Here is a 16,086-nt window from a genome sequence, read left to right on the forward strand (position 1 = left end):
CATCGGGGCTCAGCCCATGTCGCGCGCTTTGCGGTCACGTTCGACACGCAGGATGTAGCGCTGGATGGCATTGGCCATTGCCGTCGGCAGTTCTTCAAACTGGCAGCCGGCGCGCAGCGCCTCGGTGCCATTGGGATTGGTGATGCGGAAAATGTTGCGCACGCGCAGCGTAGCGGTGACCGGCCCGAACTCCGGCAGGTCCAGACGGCAATTGCGGTACTGCTTGTCGGCACTGAAGTCCAGCCCCTTGGGCGGTACCAGCACGGCCACGCCACCACCGGAGATGTCGACCACGCGCGCATCGATCATCTGCTTGTCTTCGGGCGCCTGGATGCGGCAGATCAGTGAATGCGAAACCGGCGCAGTCAGCCGGTAATACTCGCGGCGTTGCAGGCGCAGCAGGGTCTGCGGTGCCTGCGCGATGAGTGCGGGGTGCTTGCCGCTGCGGTCAAAGTGGAATTGGCTGATCGAAAACTGGATCTTCACCTTTTCCAGCTGGGTGACGCAGAGCAGTTGCCTGGCCACCGCCACGCTGGCATTGAGTGTCTCGTCACGCGAAACGTCGAGCACCAGCTGATGGTCATCTTCGCTGACTGACAACACGCTGCTCATCATGAAGCGCGGCGAGTCATCGATGTAGGCGGTGATCATGCAGCGGTGCGCGGCGAGCTGGCGCAGCACGAAGGCGATCTCGCGCGGCGCACGCAGCAGGTATTGCGCAAAATCGTCCGATTGCAGGAGCTCGAATTTCGCGGAGGGGTCGGAATGATCTGCCATGGGTGAAGGGGCAATTCTGATGAGCGGCGACTATACACCAGGCGGCAGCAGAGGGGCGCTTGCGCCGTTTTCCATGGCGTGCAGCCAGGCCAGCAGTTCCGCCACCGCGATGTAGAGCGAGGGCGGAATGCGCTGATCCAGATCCACCTGCATCAGCAGGGCGACCAGTTCGGGTGACTCATGCACATACACCCCGGCTTCGCGTGCGCGCTCGATGATGGCTTGGGCGATCAGGCCATTGCCCTTGGCCACCACTTGCGGCGCACTCTCGCCTACCGTATAGGCGAGGGCGACGGCGCTGGCACGCCCCTTTTGCTCAGGCGTCTGCTTCATATTGCACGACCATGCCGGTCAGGCTCACGCCTGCGGCATCGAGTGAATCGGCCAGCGCGCTGCTGCCCGCTTGCAGGCTATTGACGGCACTGGCCGAGTCCGCGCTGATGCGGATCGCCACGCCGGCCGGGGTGACAAAAAGCTGGGCGCGGATATTGCCCAGCACCGGCATCTGCAGTCGCAGTGTGCTCTGCCAGGCGGCGGGCTCTTCCTGATCGGACTGGCCCTGATGGGAGGTGTTCTCTTCCGATTCCGGGTCGAAAATTTCCCACTGCATGGTCTGCCCCGGCCACACCTGACCTTGCCAGACGGCTTGATGCGTGGCGAGGGTGTCGAGCTGGCGATGGACCAGGGGCATCAGTTCGGCGGCGATTTTCAGCGCTCCGGCGCTGGGTGTGGCATTGCCCTCGTTTGAGGGGTCGAGGCCTTGTTCGCTGCCGGCACGGGGGCTGACGAGGGGGGCGGCGTTCTTGCCCGCTTGTTCGCGCAGCATGTGGCTGGCGCCTGGATCATCCGGTGTATCGCCAGAATTCGATTGTTGTCCGCTTTGCTGGCCAGCTTGCGTGGCGTTGAGATGGGGGGCTGCGCGCTCGCCGGCAGGCGCAGGTGCAGGCAGCAGGGCATCGCCTTGTTCGAGGGTATCGAGCAGGCTGGCCGCCAGCGGCGCTGCGGGGGGCGCGGCGTCTTCTGTTGGAGGGGGCGTGACGGCCAGCGCCAGATTCGCCGCCAGGTTCGCTGGCGATGCTGTGGCCTGCCAGCTGGCGCGGGTCGTTCCCTGAGCGCTGTACACCAGGGGTTCGGCAGCCGTGTCCGGCAAGCTGGGAGGCAGCATGGCAGCGGGATTCGGTGCGGCTGCGTTTGGCGTGCGGGTTTGCGGCGCGCTGAGCGCTGGCTGCTGTGCCTGCGGTTCTGCCATCAGGGTGCTGAGGGTACGCTCGCCGCCGACCCATTGCGCCTGATGTGATTCGTAGAACAGGCCGCTCTGGCTGAGCGCTTGCTGCAGCACCGGTACCAAGGACGCTGCTTGGGTGGGCGGCGCGCTCATCAAGGGCGCGCCGGCATTGAGTGCTGTGGTGGTGTCAGTCGATTGACGGCCGGTGAGCAGCTGGCTGATCAGCTGGCCGGCGGCGCTCAGCCGCGGTGTGCTGGCGCTGGCTGCGCTGCTGCGGCCCGGCGGGATGCTGTCGGCGGCCAGGCGTGCGGTCACGCGCTGATCTTGTTGACCGGTGACGACCAGTTCGAGGGCGTCACCCGATTTGGCGGCATTCGGTAGCGACAGGGTGACGCTGCGACCGGCGACCAGGGCGCGAAAGCTGCCGTCGGGCAGCGGGCTCTGGATCAGTGCGGAGAAGCGCTGACCCGTTGCGAGATCTGGCAGATCCTCCGTAATCTGGTGTACAGGCGCCAGCGCCTGCACTTCTGCATCGATCAGCATGCGCAGGCGCGAGGCGAGGTCACTGGGTATCACGCAGGGCCTCCAGGCAGCTAACTATCAATGCGTGGCGCCGTATGCCTTGCGCAGATTGCGTTCCATGTTCGTGCCAAACAGCAGGGCGCGCACGTGGTTCATCCAGGGCTCGGTGTGACGGCGGATTTCGCGGTCATCGTCGAGCATGCGCATGATCAGCTCACGCTTGTGCGAGCGCTCGGCCTCTTGTGTGGCCAGGCTCTCGGCAGTTTCCAGTGAACGCAGCAGCTCGCGCAGGCGGGACACTTGCTGTTCCAGCGCACAGAGCCGGTCCCAGTCATTGTCACGTGCCGCGCTGACCATCTCTGCGCTGAGCTGGCACATCGATTCATAGTGAGTCAGCATGCTTTGCATGATTTCAACCTCGGCCGGCGGTGTGGCCAATTTCTGCCCAGGCGCCGCGTAGTTCGGAGAGCAGGTTGGAGACTTCGGCCATCACCTTTTCATTGTTGTGGATGTTGGCGTGCAGCAGGCGCTCGCACATGTAGTCGTAGAGCGCGCTCAGCCGCAAGGCCAGATCGCCGCCGGCCTCGACATCGAGACTGGCGTGCAGGCCGCGCGTGATGATGTCCATCGCCTTGGACAGCGAGGCGCCCTTGGCTGCGATGTCGCCATTGGCCAGCGAGATCGCGGCGCTGTTGATGGACAGGATGGCGCCGTCGAAGAGCATCAGGATCAGCTGGTGCGGGCTGGCTGTGCTGACTTCTGTTTCGATACCGATACTGGCGTAAGCAGCGGCTGAATGGGTGGCGAACATTTGAATCCTTGCGAGGCTAATGGGTAAGAGTCAGGCGCTTGGCCATTGGCTTAGGTTCAGAGTTTGGACAACTGGGCTGTCAGGTAAGAGGCGGTTGAATTGAGGCTGGAGATGGTTGCATCCATCGCCGTGAATTGTTTGCGGTAACGCGCTTCGATCGAGGTCATGCGTGCTTCCAGCGCAGCGATGCTCTTGTCCATGGTCTTGATGGTCGAGTTCAGACCATCGGTACGCGAGGTCAGAATGCCGCCGGTGTCATTCATGTTGGTGATGCGCGTGACCAGCTGGTCGGCCAGACCCGAGGTTGTGCCATTGGTGGCGAACAGGCTTGCCACGTCCTTGGTCGGGTCTGACAGTGCTTTGCCGAGTTTGGTGCTATCGACCGTCAGCTTGCCATCGACACCAATCTGGATACCGACATCGGAGAGCCGCGAAACTGATCCCGAGCCGACCGAGCCGCTCATGATGCTGCGCAGCTGCGACTGGATATTGCGGATTGATGCGTCGCCATTGAGCGGCCCCGCCGTCTTGGTGGTGGAGTTGTAATTGCTCTGGCTGGCCATCAAGCCGACGGTGTTGTTGTAGGCCGTGACGAAGGCATTGATCTTGGTGGTAATGGCGGCTGTGTCGCTGGCGACGGTCAGCGTGGTATCCGCGGTGGATTTGCTCTTGAGCGTGAGCGTCACGCCATCGATCACGTCGGAGACGGTGTTGCTCGAACGTGTCACCTCAATACCATCGAGGGTGAATTCTGCGTCCTGCGCGGCCTGCGTTGAGGTCAGGGTGGACGTGCTGGTCGCGGCCGGATCGAAATCGAAGCCGGTGAGCCCGGAGAGTTTGAAGGCATTGGAGGCGCCGGTGCTGTCCGAGGTCAGCACCAGGCGGCTCTTGCTGCCGTCATTGACGATCGAGGCGGTCACGCCGCTCTTGGCAGCATTGATAGCGTCTTTGAGGCCGCTGAGCGTATTGTTGGTCGAATCGATGGTGACCGAAAAGCTGCGCGTGCTGTCTGCAGTGAAGGTACTGGTCGTACCGTCGCTGGCCAACGTCCCCAGATCGATTTGCAGGGTGCCCGTGGCGATGGTGGTCGAACTGCTGTCATAACCGGCGCTACGGGTTTTTTGTGCCTGGGCAAGTTGGGTCACGTTCAGCGAGTAGCTGCCGGCACTGGCACTGCTGCTGACCGTGGCAGAAGCTGCCGCGGTGTCGGCAACATTTGCCGTCCATGACGAAAAGTTGCTCTTGGTCTGCAGGGCTTTTGCCGCATCACTCAGCGTCGACAAGCTGCTCTTGAGCGTGCCGTAGGCCGACAGCTTGGTCTGGATCGCGCTTTCCTGGGTCTGGATCTGCGTGATGGGCGCGCGTTCCGCCGTCATCAGCTTGGTGATCAAGCCTTCTACGTCGATGCCGGAACCGAGTCCCGCTGAGGTGATTGTGGCCATTTCCTGATTCTCCGATCGTGACAGGCACGGGGCCTGAGCTACACCTTCTGTTTCACGAAGAGGCCGGAGAGTTTGTCCATCGAACGGGTCATGGCAAGCAGTTCCTCGCTGGGAATCTGTCGGATCACCTCGTTGGTAGAGGAATCCATCACCTTGACTACGGTTCGCCCCGTCTCATCGTCAATCGAGAACTGCAGGTTTCGTGCCACCGGTGCGAGGACCTTCCTGACTTCGCCCATGGCTTGGTCAATCTGCTCTCGCGTCGGTTGTGCTGCGGCGGAAGAAACTGAGTCGGTTTGTACGGACGTCAGGGTGTTGGTACTTGTGGTTGCAGTGCTCGCAACAGCTGCAACAGTACCCACTTCCCTGACGTTGCTCGTTTTGCTCGGCGTGTTGCTGACCGAGCTGATTTGCTGGATTGCCATGGTATGGCCTCCTTGTGACCTTGGTGGCCTGACCCCTCCATGGGCCAGACCACCATCCTACGGACCGCGACTGCGTGCTTATCTGAGCAGGCTGAGCACACTCTGCGGCAGGCTGTTGGCCTGCGACAGCATGGCGGTACCGGCTTGCTGCAGGATCTGCGCACGCGACAGGTTGGCCGTTTCCGAGGCGAAGTCTGCATCGGTGATGCGGCCCTTGGCGGCCGACTGGTTTTCAACCGCGATCTGCAGCGAGGACACCACGGCGTCGGTACGGTTGAGCGCGGCACCGAAGCGTGCGCGGGTGGTGGTCAGGGTGTTGATGCCCGAGTCCAGTGCGGTGATCGCATCCAGCGCCGTGGAGGCGGTTGAAATATTGATCGAACCCGAGTCGATGCCCAGCGACGAGGCGCGGATGTCCGTGGTCGACACGGTGATCTGGTCGTTGGTCGTGGTGCCGGCGCCGACCTGGAAGGTCAGCACGCTGCCGCTGTTGAGCAGGTTGATCTTGTTGTAGGTGGTGGCTTCACCCAGACGCGAGACTTCGGCCGACAGGGCGTTGAATTCCGTCGCCAGATTCAGGCGGTCACCGGAGTTGAGCGTGCCGTTGGATGCCTGCACGGCCAGTTCGCGCATACGTTGCACGTTGGCGGAAATCTGCGAAGCGCCACCGTCAGCGATCTGCAGCATGGAGGTGGCGTCATTGGCGTTGCGGATGGCAACGTTGAAGCCCTTCACTTGAGAGTCCAGACGCTCGGAGATTGCGAGGCCGGCAGCGTCGTCCTTCGCGGTGTTGATACGCAAGCCCGAGGACAGGCGTTGCAGGGATGTCGACAGCGAACTTTGTGAGTTGGAGAGAACACGTTGAGTGTTCAATGCCGCGACGTTGGTGTTGATGGTCATAGCCATTTTGATGCTCCTTCTTGTTTGGTTGCGTTTCCCACTTTTTTGATCGACGTGGTCTGAAGTGTTGCCACTTCAATGAACGCACCGGCGACCTGGCAGCTAAAGCGTGAAATTGCAGGGACTTGCCGCTGTAATTTCCTGCCTTGTGAGTGCATCTACGGCGCTCTGTGGCGCTTCTGTAGGGTTACCTGAGCTTTATGGCCGACAAAAATCAAAAAAACTGATTTTTACGAGAAGGCGCGCCGGATATGGATCTGCGGCGCATGGCTAGGCCTCCGGCGGGCGCCGGATTTACAGGAAGTTGCAAAGCAATGTGAAAAATTACTCAGTACGCGGATCGCGTGCTAAGAGCTGCTCCACGGCTGCGCGTGGGCTCAGGCGGTTGCCCAGGACATTCAGTACGGCCGCGGTGATCGGCATTTCCACCCCGAGTTGCGCCGCGCGTTGCGCAACCACCTCGGTGGTCAGCACGCCTTCGGCGACGTGCCCCAGGTCGCGCAGGATTTCGGGTAGCAGGCGTCCCTCGGCGAGCGCCAGGCCGACGCGACGATTGCGCGACAAATCGCCGGTACAGGTGAGGATCAGGTCGCCCATGCCGGAGAGTCCCATCAAGGTCTCGCGCCGACCACCCAGCGCATGCGCAAGACGGGCGATTTCACTGAGGCCGCGCGTCATCATGGCGGCGCGTGCATTGAGGCCATAGCCCAGGCCGTCGGAAATGCCGGCGGCGATGGCCAGTACATTCTTGACCGCACCGCCGACCTCGGCACCCACGACATCGTCATTGGCGTAAAGGCGCAGGCGCGGGTGATGCAAGTGCTTGGCAAATTGTTCGGCAAAGCGGGCGTCGTTGCTCGCCAAGGTCATCGCGCAGGGCAGGCCGCGCGCCACTTCCTGGGCGAAGCTGGGGCCGGTCAGCGCACCGCAGGCGCTGCGTGCGCCGAGCTCTTCGATGACTACCTCGTGCGGCAGGCGTCCGCTACCCGCTTCAAAGCCTTTGCATAGCCACAGTAGTGGCGTCTCGGGCGATAGCGTGCGGAGTTGTTGCAGGGTGCTGCGCAGGCCGGCCACTGGCGTGGCGATGATGATCAGCTCACAGGCCTGCAGCGCTGCGGGCAGGGTCTCGTGCAGACTCAGGGCGGGGGGAAAGGCGAGGCCAGGCAGGTAACGCTTGTTCTCGCCATCCTGGCGCATCTGCGCGACGTGTTGCGGGTCGTGGGACCACAGGCTGACCGCGTGCTGAGCCGCGGCATAAGTCATGGCCAGCGCGGTGCCCCAGGCACCGGCTCCGAGCACTGCAATACGCACGCTTAAAGTCCCCAGACGGATTTGATATCGATGAAGCCGCTGCGTCCGTCGCGATGACGTACCTTGACCCAGCTGCCGGCAGGCTTGTCAGCCATTTCCAGCACCAGATCACGCGCCGCGACGAATACTACGGCGGCATCGTCGGCCGCAGTGAGGCGAACCTCGCTATTGGCCTTGGTGACGATCAGCTGGCGGCGTTCGGAGACGAGGCTGCGCTCGACCCAGCCGATGCCGCCGCCGGCTTCACGCACCTTGATCCAGCCCTCCAGGGCGACCAGTTGTTCGACTGGCGTACCCTTGCGCAAGATGAATTGCGGCTTGGCCTGCCTGGACGTGGCGTCATACACGATGGCGTTATCGCTCAGTGAGCGGTAGTCCAGCGCCTGAGCCAATGCCGGCAGGGCGCAGCAGAGCAGGGTGAGGATCAGGCGCATGGTGGGTGACTCAGGCGTTACCGGCTTCTTGTGCCAGTTGTTGCTGACGCGAGAAGTAGAGGGCCTCGAAGTTCACCGGCGACAGCATCACCGGCTGGAAGCCGGCACGGTTGGTCGCGCTGGAGACGGTCTCACGGACATACGGGAAGAGGATGTTCGGACCGCCAATCATCAGCGCCGGTTGCAGTTCGGCTTCGGGCACGTTCTGGATCAGGAAGATGCCGGCCTGGGCGACTTCAACCAGGAACACCGTGCGGTCTTCGCCGATCTTGGCGGTGACGGTGGCGCGCAGCACCACTTCGTAGAAACCGTTGTCGAGCGCCTGGGCCGTGGTGGCCAGCTCGACGTTGATCTCCGGGTCCTGCTGTTCCAGGAAGATCTGCGGCGAGTTGGGGACTTCAACCGAGAGATCCTTGACGTAGATCTTTTCGATGTTGAAGACGGCTTGGGCTTCGTTCTCTTGTGCCATGAGATGTGGTCCTGATTCTTAGATTGAGTGTTGAATGAAAAACGCGGGGGATTGCTCTGCTTCAGGCCAGCAAGGGGTCGAGCTTGCCAGCGTGATCGAGGGCGTACAGATCATCGCAGCCGCCGACATGTTCGTCATTGATGAAGATCTGGGGAACGGTGCGCAAACCGGTGCGCGCGATCATCTCATCACGGCGGACGGGGTCGAGGTCGATGCGAATCTTCTCGATCTCGCTCACGCCTTTACGGCGCAGCAGTTGTTCGGCGCGCACGCAATATGGGCAGACGCCGGTGGCGTACATCAGGATACGGGCGGTCATGCCGGATGCTCAGCCACGCGCCAGGGGTTGGCCGGCTTCACGCCAGGCTGCCAGGCCGCCACTGAGATTGAAGATGCGCTCGTAACCGGCCTTGCGCAGCACGGCCAGCGCGGCACGCGAGCGCTTACCGCTCTGGCAGACGAGGATGAAGGGGCGTTTGGAGAACTTTTTCAGTTCGCCGCTGCGCGATTCGATGTCCTTGAGCGGGATGTGATGCGCATTGGGCAGGTGGCCGGCAGCAAACTCGGCTTGCTCACGCACATCGACGACGACGGCGTTCTCGCGGTTGAGCAGCATGACAGCTTGCTGCGGGCTGATCGAGTCGGGATCGCCAATGACATTACGGCCGAACAGCATGTAGCCGGAGACAATAGCGGCGGCCAGCCAGAAGAGGTTTTGCGGGTTATTGATGAGGAAGTCCATGAGTCTTTTCGTGGCGACAATCTTTGACGGAACGCGCTTTCCTGAGAAAGCTGATCCGATACAATATCATCAATCCCGGCCCCGACGCGACTTGCGGCGGCGGTCAGGTTGTCAGCAACCTCCCTAAATTCGAAGGCAGATCCTTTCATGTACAAGATTGTTTTGATGCGCCACGGTGAATCCACCTGGAACAAGGAAAACCGCTTTACCGGTTGGACCGATGTGGATCTGACCGAGCAGGGCGAGGCCGAAGCCGTTGCCGCCGGCCAGCTGCTCAAAAAAGAAGGCTACAGCTTTGACGTCGCCTTCACCTCGGTGCTCAAGCGCGCCAACAAGACATTGAACGCCGTGCTCGAACAGCTCGATCTGTTGTGGATTCCGGTGACCCATCACTGGCGCCTGAACGAGCGCCACTACGGCGCCCTGCAAGGCCTCAACAAGGCTGAGACGGCGGCCAAGTTCGGCGACGATCAAGTGTTGGTGTGGCGTCGTTCCTACGACGTGCCGCCGCCTGCGCTGGAAGAAGGCGATGAGCGTCTGACGCTGTCCGACCCGCGCTATGCCGACATGGCTGACGGCGAATTCCCGCGTACCGAATGCCTCAAGGATACGGTCGCACGCTTCGTGCCGTACTGGCTGGAAACCATCGCACCGGTCGTCAAGTCCGGCAAGCGCGTGGTCATCGCGGCACACGGCAACAGCCTGCGCGCACTGATCAAGTATCTGGACAATGTCTCTGACGACGAAATCGTCGCCCTCAACATCCCCACCGCACAGCCGCTGGTGTACGAGCTCGACGCTGATCTGAAGCCTATCAAGCACTACTACCTGGGTGACGCTGAGGCGATTGCTGCGGCCATGGCCGCCGTTGCCAATCAGGGCAAAGCCAAGGCGTGATCGCGCTGTCGCTGCCACGCATGGCCTCGCTGAAATGGCTCGCACTCTTGAGTGCGGGCCTTTTTCTTGTTGCCCAGGCCCAGGCCCAGGCCCAGGCTCAGGGGCGTAATGATCCGCGTCGCGACGAGCTCAAGGCCATGCAGGCGCAGATCCAGTCCCTGCAGCGCGAGATCGCCAAGGGCGAGGAGAGCCGTGGCGAGGTCAGCGACCAGCTCGCCGAATCCGAGCGCTCGATCTCCGAGGCCCAGCGTCATCTGCGCGAGATCGCTGATGACCGTCAGGCCGTCGAAGCCGAGATCCGTCGTCTGCAGGTGCAGCAGCGCCAGCTTGAAGACGAACAGCAGCTGATGCGCAAGCAGCTGGGCGAGACGCTCTACCGCACCTATGTCGAGGGCGGCGCGGCCGGCGCGCGGCGCATGCTGGGCGGCACCGATCCCAACCAGATGGCGCGCGATGCGTACTACCTGCAGCTGATCGCCCAGGAGCGTGCCGAGAACATCGAACGTGCGCGCCAGGCGCTCGAACAGTTGCAGGCCGTGCAGCAGCAAGCCGAGGCGCGACGTGCCGAACTGCTGCGTCTGGAGAAGGAGCGCAGTCGTGCGCAGCAACGCTTGATCGATGAACGCAACAAGCGTCGCAGCGTGCTGCGCGAAGTGGCTGAGCGCCTGCGTGCGCAGCGCCACGACATGCAGAGCCTGCAACAGAACCAGCAGCGTCTGGAAAAGCTGTTGCAGGGGCTGGACCGTATCGAGCGTGAGCGGCAGGCGCGGCTCAAGGCACAGGCGGCGCGGCAGAAGTCCTCGCGCAGTGCAGGCAAGAGCGCTGAGGGCAGCAGTGCGCGCGCCCAGGCGCAGAGCAGCTCAGGCCCCAGTGGCGTGGTTGAGGATGTCGTCGAAGAAGGTGCGAGCAATGCCGGCGGCGGTAATTTCGCCCGCCAGCAGGGGCATTTGCGCTGGCCGGTGAAGGGCGAACTGTACGGCCGCTTCGGCACGCCGCGAGCCGAGGCCGGCGGCAACTGGCGTGGTGTCTTCATCCGTGCTGCAGCAGGCAGCGAGGTGCGTGCCGTGGCCGATGGTACGGTGGTGTACGCCGACTGGCTGCGTGGTTTTGGCAATCTGTTGATCATTGATCATGGCAATGCTTATATGAGCATCTATGCCAATAACGACTCCCTTTTCAAGACGCCCGGGCAGCGCGTCAAGGCTGGCGAAGCGATTGCCAGCATCGGCGCCAGCGGAGGGCAGGAGGAATCGGGTTTATACTTCGAACTCAGGCATCAGGGGCAGGCGATTGATCCGGCCAAATGGATGGTCGGCAAATGAGTCGTTTTATTGAATTTGCCCAACTGAGCCCCAAACAAGCGAGCTTTCCGACTCGCGACCAACCCCACATTCTGGAGTAATGATGAGCAGCAGGTTCAAGCAGTTCGGACTCGTATTCAGCGGCATCTGCATTGGTGTGCTGATCAGCCTGAACTTTGCTGCGCGTGCCGACCGTGAGTCGCCCGTCGCCGCCTTGCCGGTCGAGCAGATGCGCAAACTCGCCGACGCGTTCAACAATATCAAGCGCTTCTACGTCGATAGCGTCGATGACAAGAAGCTGCTCGATGATGCCATCAGCGGCATGGTCTCCGGCCTTGATCCGCATTCCAGTTACCTTGACGAAGAAGGTAACAAGGAAATGGATGAGAGCATCAAGGGTGAATTCGGCGGCCTCGGCTTGCAGGTCGAGCCCAAGGACGGCTACGTCAAGGTTGAGTCGCCGATGGAAGGCACTCCGGCTTTCCGTGCGGGCGTGAAGGCGGGCGATCTGGTCATCAAGATCGATGGAGAGACCGTCAAGGGCCTCACCATCAGCCAGGCAGTCAAGAAAATGCGCGGCGTGCCGGGAACCAAGGTCACCCTCACCATCTTCCGCTCCGGCATGGATCAGCCTTTCGACGTGCCCCTGGTGCGCGAGGTGATTCAGGTGCGCAGCGTGCGCTCCAAGCTGCTCGAACCCGGCTATGGCTATGTGCGCGTATCGCAGTTCCAGGAGCGTACGGTGCCCGATCTGGTCCGCCACATCGCCGATCTGGCCAAGCAAGGCCCGCTCAAAGGTCTGGTGCTCGACCTGCGTAACGACCCCGGTGGCCTGCTCGATGGCGCGGTGGGCGTGTCGGCGGCTTTCCTGCCCAAGGGCTCGCTGGTGGTCTATACCGATGGCCGCGCGGCGGGCCGCAAGGACTACAAGGCTGAACCCGAGGAATATTCGCGTGGTTCGAGTGGTGATGTGATGCAGGCGCTGCCGGCGATTGCCAAGACCGTGCCGCTGGTGGTGCTGGTCAACGGCGGTTCGGCTTCGGCTTCGGAAATCGTCTCCGGTGCGCTGCAGGACTACAAGCGCGCCACCATCATCGGCACGCCGACTTTCGGCAAGGCCTCGGTGCAGACCAAGTTCGACTTCCCGGACGGCAAAACTGCGATGAAGCTGACCATTGCGCGTTACTACACGCCTAATGGCCGCTCGATCCAGGCCAAGGGCATCGTGCCGGACATCGTCGTCGAAGAGTCGCCAGATGCGGTCGATACCCGACTGCGTGAGGCCGACCTGCCCAAGCACCTGCTCAATCCCAAGGAAGTGGCTTCGCAGCCGGCAGCCGCTTCGGCGCCGCTGGCCGCCTCTGAACCGCAAGCGGCGCTCAAGCCCAGCCGCAAGCCCGATGGCCCGGTGCCGCCGGTTGAGTTCGGCAGCAAGGACGACTGGCAGCTTGGCCAGGCCGTGCTACACCTGAAGGGCTTGCCGCTGGCCAAACCGGCCGTGGCGGCAGCGCCTGCCGAGGCAGAAAGCGCGCCCGCCGTGAAGTGATTGCGGTGCGCCAGGCGGGCGCAAACCTGTTGTTGTCGTGTTGGAACACATGGAGGAGACGCTCATGATGCCGCGCGAAACTGCTTACCGTCTGGCTGGCCGCAAACATCGGCGGGGTGACCCGCAAGATGAAGCGCTGCACTGCAGCCACCTGATCCGCTTCGAGGCGAGCCACGGCGCGCAAGCCGCACGCGCCGTCTCGTTGCTGGAGCAATTACCCGGTGTGCAGATATCTGCCGCGTCGCAGCCTGAAGCGCTGCGCGTGCATTACAGCCTGGCCTTGCATTCCCTCGACGAGCTCGAAACCCTGCTCGAAGATGCCGGCTTTGTGCTTGAACAAAGCTTTCATGCCCGCTTGCTGCGCGGCCTCACCAAATTCTGTGAAGAAACCCGCCTGCGCAACATGCGCTCGCCGCAGCGCCTCATCAAGCAGTCGAATGCCGTATATATCGAAGCCTGGCGGCATCATCCGCACGGTGATCACGACGACACGCCTGCGGAGTTGCGGGCGGATAAGTGAGGGCGGCTTTGGCAGTCACAGAGCCATCATATTGATTTTTAAGTTGCGTTCGCTGTTTGCAGCGAATTTGCTCGCTAGACGATGGCTTTAGTTTTATGTACAGTAAGATGTACATATTTGGAGGCTCATCATGGATGCCATTACCTACACAACAGCTCGCGCGAATCTGGCGCGCACCATGGATCGTGTCTGTGAAGACCACGAGGCGCTGATCATTACGCGCAATGGCGAGCAGTCAGTGGTGATGCTTTCATTGGAAGACTACAAGGCGCTGGAAGAAACCGCCTATCTGTTGCGCACACCCGCCAACGCGCAGCGCGTCCTGGCTGCGGCGGCACAGCTCCGTGCAGAGCAAGGCGTAGAGCGTGAGTTAGCCGAGTGAGGCTGATTTTTGCAGAGCTGGCCTGGGAAGATTACCTGTACTGGCAGCAGCAAGATCGGAAGATGCTCGAACGCATCAACAAGCTCATCCGTGAAACACAGCGCGAACCTTTTGCAGGCGTAGGCAAGCCAGAGCCGCTCAAGCATGCGCTGGCGGGATTCTGGTCGCGGCGCATCACGGACGAGCATCGCATGGTGTATCGCGTGTCAGGCGATGCGCTACAGATTGTCCAATTGCGCTATCACTATTAGGTTTTTCCAGGAGCAGACCATGCCTGCTCCTGGGATATGCGGCGCTTGGGCGTTTAATGCAAAGTCGGCGCTTGTTCGAACAGCGCACGCGCCTCTTCAGGGCTGAAGTCGTAGCGGTGATTTGATAGATCGTCGTTGACGATGACCTCGCCGTGTTCGCTGATGATGCGCTCGATTTCTTCGTGGCCCAGGCTGCGCAGCATGGTGGCGATCTTGTCGCGGTCGGGCGGGAAGTTGTGCTCGACGCGGCGTGCCTCGTAGATGCGCACAGTTTCTTCGTGGAACAGGCGCGTCAGCAGTTCGACACTGTCGAGCCCCTTGAGCTCCTCGTTCTTGAGCGTCTGCGCCAGCTGAGTCACGCGTGACCAGCCATCAGCGTCGCGGATGTCGGCATCCGGCAGCTTCTGCAGGAACAGGCCTGCGGCGCCCTCGGCGTCGGCATAGAGCATCAGCCAGGCCGGCTGCTGTTCCGACAATTCCAGATAGTGTTCAAAGACCTGGGCCAGGGTGTCACCTTCGATCGGCACATAGCTCTGGAAGGGCTGGGCGGCGTCCTCGATGTCCAGGGTCATCAGCAGGCGTCCGCTGCCCAGCAAGGTCTGCAGCGAGGCATCATCGGCCGGCACGCTGTCGACGCTGGCATAGCCGCGCACATTGAGGCCGGCGGTGCAGTCGACCACCATCATCGGGATCTGTCCGTCACCGCGCAGCTGGAAGGTCAGGCGACCCGCTTGCTTGAGATTGCCACCGATCAGGCTGGTGATGGCGGTCATTTCGCCGAGCAGGCGCGTCACCGCTGGCGGGAAGTTGCGGTTCTTGAGAATGGCCTGCCAGCTCGTCCCCAGGCGCACATGGGCGCCACGGATGTCGAGATCTTCGAGCAGGAAGCGCTGGATGGTGTCAGAGTTTGCAGCGCTCATTTGGCCAGCACTTTCTGCCATTTTTCGGCATCGAAGCCCACCAGCAGGCCTTGGTCGCTGACCACCACCGGGCGCTTGACCAGGCTGGGCTGGGCCAGCATCAAGGCCTTGGCACGCGCTTCGTCGGGATTGGCACGCTCGGTCTCACTGAGCTTGCGCCAAGTCGTGCCGCGCGTGTTGAGCAGGGTCTGCCAGTCGGTGTGCTGCAGCCAGGCTTCGAGTTGCGCGGCCGACAAGCCCTGCTTGTTGAAGTCGTGAAACTCATAGGGCAGGGCTTGGGCGTCGAGCCAGTCGCGGCCTTTCTTGACGCTGCCGCAGTTGGGAATGCCGAAAACGGTGATGCGCATTATTCAGGTAAATCCTTGTTGAGCCGGATGGACATGCGACGACGCAGCCGGATATTGATCATTTCGACGACGACCGAGAAGGCCATGGCGAAGTATACGTAGCCTTTGGGGATGTGCGTGTCGAAACCTTCGGCAATCAGGGTCACACCGACCAGGACCAGGAAGGACAGCGCGAGCATCTTGATGGTCGGGTTGGCATCGACGAATTCACCGATGGCGCGGGCGGCGAACATCATCACGGCGACCGAGATCAGGATGGCGGTCACCATCACACCCAGATCGTCAGCCAGACCCACGGCCGTGATCACCGAGTCGAGCGAGAAGACGATGTCGATGACGGCAATCTGCAGGATCACGCTGGTAAAGCTGGCCGTTACGCCGCGCGAGGCGTGTTCAGACTCGTTACCCGGTTGTTGCAGGGATTCGTGAATCTCGTGCACGCTCTTCCAGAGCAGGAACAGGCCGCCGAAGATCAGGATCAGGTCGCGTCCGGAGATCTCCTGTGCGAAGACGGTGAATAGCGGTTCGGTCAGACGCATGATCCACGACAGCGAGGCGAGCAGCAGGATGCGCGTGCCCATCGCCAGCAGCAGCCCGATTCGCCGGCCCATGTTGCGCTGTGCTTCGGGCAGGCGCCCGACGAGGATGGAGATGAAGATGATGTTGTCGATGCCTAGAACGATTTCCAGTGCAGTCAGGGTTGCCAGTGCGATCCAGGCATTCGGGTCTGCGATCCATTCCATGGTGGGCGTCTCGAAAAAAATTGTAAGGGTTTGTCTGCGACAGGGGATTATCCCGGCGAGTTCCGCTGCGGGCAATGCATAGTGCAAATAGATTGCATCTGACTATGACAGGGAGGCTGGA

Annotated in this window: 22 protein-coding genes; 6 read left to right on the forward strand and 16 right to left on the reverse strand. The window is 61.8% G+C overall.

Features of this window, described 5'->3' with window-relative positions:
• Positions 1-9: 9 nt before the first annotated feature.
• From ABDB84_RS17445 to ABDB84_RS17505, 13 genes are all read right to left on the reverse strand, one after another.
• Positions 10-777: a flagellar brake protein gene (locus ABDB84_RS17445; protein ID WP_345921049.1), complete on the reverse strand. Its 768-nt coding sequence runs from the start codon at positions 775-777 to the stop codon at positions 10-12.
• A 30-nt stretch (positions 778-807) separates the two neighbouring features.
• Positions 808-1,110 carry an EscU/YscU/HrcU family type III secretion system export apparatus switch protein gene (locus ABDB84_RS17450; protein ID WP_345921050.1) on the reverse strand — a complete coding sequence of 101 codons (303 nt, stop codon included), beginning with the start codon at positions 1,108-1,110 and terminating at the stop codon, positions 808-810.
• The gene (gene fliK / locus ABDB84_RS17455; RefSeq protein WP_345921051.1) at positions 1,094-2,578 is read right to left on the reverse strand and encodes a flagellar hook-length control protein FliK; all 1,485 of its coding nucleotides are present in this window, start codon (positions 2,576-2,578) and stop codon (positions 1,094-1,096) included. Before fliK ends, ABDB84_RS17450 begins: the two co-directional genes overlap by 17 nt.
• A gap of 24 nt (positions 2,579-2,602) precedes the next feature.
• Positions 2,603-2,932, reverse strand: a complete 330-nt coding sequence (locus tag ABDB84_RS17460) for a flagellar protein FliT (protein WP_345921052.1) — start codon at positions 2,930-2,932, stop codon at positions 2,603-2,605.
• 4 nt (positions 2,933-2,936) lie between these two features.
• Positions 2,937-3,335, reverse strand: a complete 399-nt coding sequence (gene fliS, locus ABDB84_RS17465; protein ID WP_345921053.1) for a flagellar export chaperone FliS — start codon at positions 3,333-3,335, stop codon at positions 2,937-2,939.
• 56 nt (positions 3,336-3,391) lie between these two features.
• Positions 3,392-4,777: a flagellar filament capping protein FliD gene (gene fliD / locus ABDB84_RS17470; RefSeq protein WP_345921054.1), complete on the reverse strand. Its 1,386-nt coding sequence runs from the start codon at positions 4,775-4,777 to the stop codon at positions 3,392-3,394.
• A 38-nt stretch (positions 4,778-4,815) separates the two neighbouring features.
• On the reverse strand, positions 4,816-5,202 hold the full coding sequence (locus ABDB84_RS17475) for a flagellar protein FlaG (protein ID WP_345921055.1): 387 nt from the start codon (positions 5,200-5,202) through the stop codon (positions 4,816-4,818).
• 78 nt (positions 5,203-5,280) lie between these two features.
• Positions 5,281-6,108 carry a flagellin N-terminal helical domain-containing protein gene (locus ABDB84_RS17480; protein WP_345921056.1) on the reverse strand — a complete coding sequence of 276 codons (828 nt, stop codon included), beginning with the start codon at positions 6,106-6,108 and terminating at the stop codon, positions 5,281-5,283.
• A 318-nt stretch (positions 6,109-6,426) separates the two neighbouring features.
• A complete protein-coding gene (locus tag ABDB84_RS17485; RefSeq protein WP_345921057.1) occupies positions 6,427-7,413 on the reverse strand; it encodes an NAD(P)H-dependent glycerol-3-phosphate dehydrogenase in 987 nt (328 codons plus the stop codon).
• A gap of 2 nt (positions 7,414-7,415) precedes the next feature.
• Positions 7,416-7,847: an SH3 domain-containing protein gene (locus tag ABDB84_RS17490; protein WP_345921058.1), complete on the reverse strand. Its 432-nt coding sequence runs from the start codon at positions 7,845-7,847 to the stop codon at positions 7,416-7,418.
• 10 nt (positions 7,848-7,857) lie between these two features.
• Positions 7,858-8,316: a protein-export chaperone SecB gene (gene secB, locus ABDB84_RS17495; protein WP_345921059.1), complete on the reverse strand. Its 459-nt coding sequence runs from the start codon at positions 8,314-8,316 to the stop codon at positions 7,858-7,860.
• 61 nt (positions 8,317-8,377) lie between these two features.
• Positions 8,378-8,635: a glutaredoxin 3 gene (gene grxC, locus ABDB84_RS17500; protein ID WP_345921060.1), complete on the reverse strand. Its 258-nt coding sequence runs from the start codon at positions 8,633-8,635 to the stop codon at positions 8,378-8,380.
• 9 nt (positions 8,636-8,644) lie between these two features.
• A complete protein-coding gene (locus tag ABDB84_RS17505) occupies positions 8,645-9,058 on the reverse strand; it encodes a rhodanese-like domain-containing protein (RefSeq protein WP_345921061.1) in 414 nt (137 codons plus the stop codon).
• 147 nt (positions 9,059-9,205) lie between these two features.
• On the opposite strand from ABDB84_RS17505, the gene gpmA reads away from it, so the two are divergent.
• The 6 genes from gpmA (at position 9,206) to ABDB84_RS17535 (ending at position 13,955) form a co-directional block, all read left to right on the forward strand.
• The gene (gene gpmA, locus ABDB84_RS17510) at positions 9,206-9,955 is read left to right on the forward strand and encodes a 2,3-diphosphoglycerate-dependent phosphoglycerate mutase (protein ID WP_345921062.1); all 750 of its coding nucleotides are present in this window, start codon (positions 9,206-9,208) and stop codon (positions 9,953-9,955) included.
• Positions 9,952-11,277, forward strand: a complete 1,326-nt coding sequence (locus ABDB84_RS17515; RefSeq protein WP_345921063.1) for a murein hydrolase activator EnvC family protein — start codon at positions 9,952-9,954, stop codon at positions 11,275-11,277. The genes gpmA and ABDB84_RS17515 overlap by 4 nt, the downstream gene beginning before the upstream one ends.
• 82 nt (positions 11,278-11,359) lie before the next feature.
• Entirely contained in the window at positions 11,360-12,802 is a 1,443-nt protein-coding gene (locus ABDB84_RS17520) for a S41 family peptidase (RefSeq protein ID WP_345921102.1), read from the forward strand.
• 64 nt (positions 12,803-12,866) lie between these two features.
• Positions 12,867-13,322: a hypothetical protein gene (locus ABDB84_RS17525; RefSeq protein ID WP_345921064.1), complete on the forward strand. Its 456-nt coding sequence runs from the start codon at positions 12,867-12,869 to the stop codon at positions 13,320-13,322.
• A 130-nt stretch (positions 13,323-13,452) separates the two neighbouring features.
• Positions 13,453-13,704, forward strand: a complete 252-nt coding sequence (locus ABDB84_RS17530) for a type II toxin-antitoxin system Phd/YefM family antitoxin (protein WP_345921065.1) — start codon at positions 13,453-13,455, stop codon at positions 13,702-13,704.
• The gene (locus ABDB84_RS17535) at positions 13,701-13,955 is read left to right on the forward strand and encodes a Txe/YoeB family addiction module toxin (protein WP_345921066.1); all 255 of its coding nucleotides are present in this window, start codon (positions 13,701-13,703) and stop codon (positions 13,953-13,955) included. The genes ABDB84_RS17530 and ABDB84_RS17535 overlap by 4 nt, the downstream gene beginning before the upstream one ends.
• A 53-nt stretch (positions 13,956-14,008) precedes the next feature.
• Here ABDB84_RS17535 and hslO read toward each other — a convergent pair whose 3' ends face one another.
• The 3 genes from hslO to ABDB84_RS17550 are packed head-to-tail and all read right to left on the reverse strand — an operon-like array spanning position 14,009 to position 15,965.
• Entirely contained in the window at positions 14,009-14,875 is an 867-nt protein-coding gene (gene hslO, locus ABDB84_RS17540; protein WP_345921067.1) for an Hsp33 family molecular chaperone HslO, read from the reverse strand.
• Positions 14,872-15,222, reverse strand: a complete 351-nt coding sequence (locus tag ABDB84_RS17545) for an ArsC family reductase (protein WP_345921068.1) — start codon at positions 15,220-15,222, stop codon at positions 14,872-14,874. Before ABDB84_RS17545 ends, hslO begins: the two co-directional genes overlap by 4 nt.
• Positions 15,222-15,965, reverse strand: coding sequence for a TerC family protein (locus ABDB84_RS17550; RefSeq protein WP_345921069.1), 744 nt, complete (start codon positions 15,963-15,965; stop codon positions 15,222-15,224). Before ABDB84_RS17550 ends, ABDB84_RS17545 begins: the two co-directional genes overlap by 1 nt.
• Positions 15,966-16,086: the final 121 nt, after the last annotated feature.

The organism is Uliginosibacterium sediminicola (genome assembly GCF_039631295.1).
GTDB lineage: Bacteria > Pseudomonadota > Gammaproteobacteria > Burkholderiales > Rhodocyclaceae > Viridibacterium > Viridibacterium sediminicola.

Bases quoted from the DNA above. Each gene is read 5' to 3' on its own strand.
- ABDB84_RS17445 (WP_345921049.1), bottom strand. From the start codon at position 777: ATGGCAGATCATTCCGACCCCTCCGCGAAATTCGAGCTCCTGCAATCG.
- ABDB84_RS17450 (WP_345921050.1), bottom strand. From the start codon at position 1,110: ATGAAGCAGACGCCTGAGCAAAAGGGGCGTGCCAGCGCCGTCGCCCTC.
- ABDB84_RS17460 (WP_345921052.1), bottom strand. From the start codon at position 2,932: ATGCAAAGCATGCTGACTCACTATGAATCGATGTGCCAGCTCAGCGCA.
- fliS (WP_345921053.1), bottom strand. From the start codon at position 3,335: ATGTTCGCCACCCATTCAGCCGCTGCTTACGCCAGTATCGGTATCGAA.
- fliD (WP_345921054.1), bottom strand. From the start codon at position 4,777: ATGGCCACAATCACCTCAGCGGGACTCGGTTCCGGCATCGACGTAGAA.
- ABDB84_RS17475 (WP_345921055.1), bottom strand. From the start codon at position 5,202: ATGGCAATCCAGCAAATCAGCTCGGTCAGCAACACGCCGAGCAAAACG.
- ABDB84_RS17480 (WP_345921056.1), bottom strand. From the start codon at position 6,108: ATGGCTATGACCATCAACACCAACGTCGCGGCATTGAACACTCAACGT.
- ABDB84_RS17490 (WP_345921058.1), bottom strand. From the start codon at position 7,847: ATGCGCCTGATCCTCACCCTGCTCTGCTGCGCCCTGCCGGCATTGGCT.
- secB (WP_345921059.1), bottom strand. From the start codon at position 8,316: ATGGCACAAGAGAACGAAGCCCAAGCCGTCTTCAACATCGAAAAGATC.
- grxC (WP_345921060.1), bottom strand. From the start codon at position 8,635: ATGACCGCCCGTATCCTGATGTACGCCACCGGCGTCTGCCCATATTGC.
- ABDB84_RS17505 (WP_345921061.1), bottom strand. From the start codon at position 9,058: ATGGACTTCCTCATCAATAACCCGCAAAACCTCTTCTGGCTGGCCGCC.
- gpmA (WP_345921062.1), top strand. From the start codon at position 9,206: ATGTACAAGATTGTTTTGATGCGCCACGGTGAATCCACCTGGAACAAG.
- ABDB84_RS17520 (WP_345921102.1), top strand. From the start codon at position 11,360: ATGAGCAGCAGGTTCAAGCAGTTCGGACTCGTATTCAGCGGCATCTGC.
- ABDB84_RS17525 (WP_345921064.1), top strand. From the start codon at position 12,867: ATGATGCCGCGCGAAACTGCTTACCGTCTGGCTGGCCGCAAACATCGG.
- ABDB84_RS17530 (WP_345921065.1), top strand. From the start codon at position 13,453: ATGGATGCCATTACCTACACAACAGCTCGCGCGAATCTGGCGCGCACC.
- hslO (WP_345921067.1), bottom strand. From the start codon at position 14,875: ATGAGCGCTGCAAACTCTGACACCATCCAGCGCTTCCTGCTCGAAGAT.
- ABDB84_RS17545 (WP_345921068.1), bottom strand. From the start codon at position 15,222: ATGCGCATCACCGTTTTCGGCATTCCCAACTGCGGCAGCGTCAAGAAA.
- ABDB84_RS17550 (WP_345921069.1), bottom strand. From the start codon at position 15,965: ATGGAATGGATCGCAGACCCGAATGCCTGGATCGCACTGGCAACCCTG.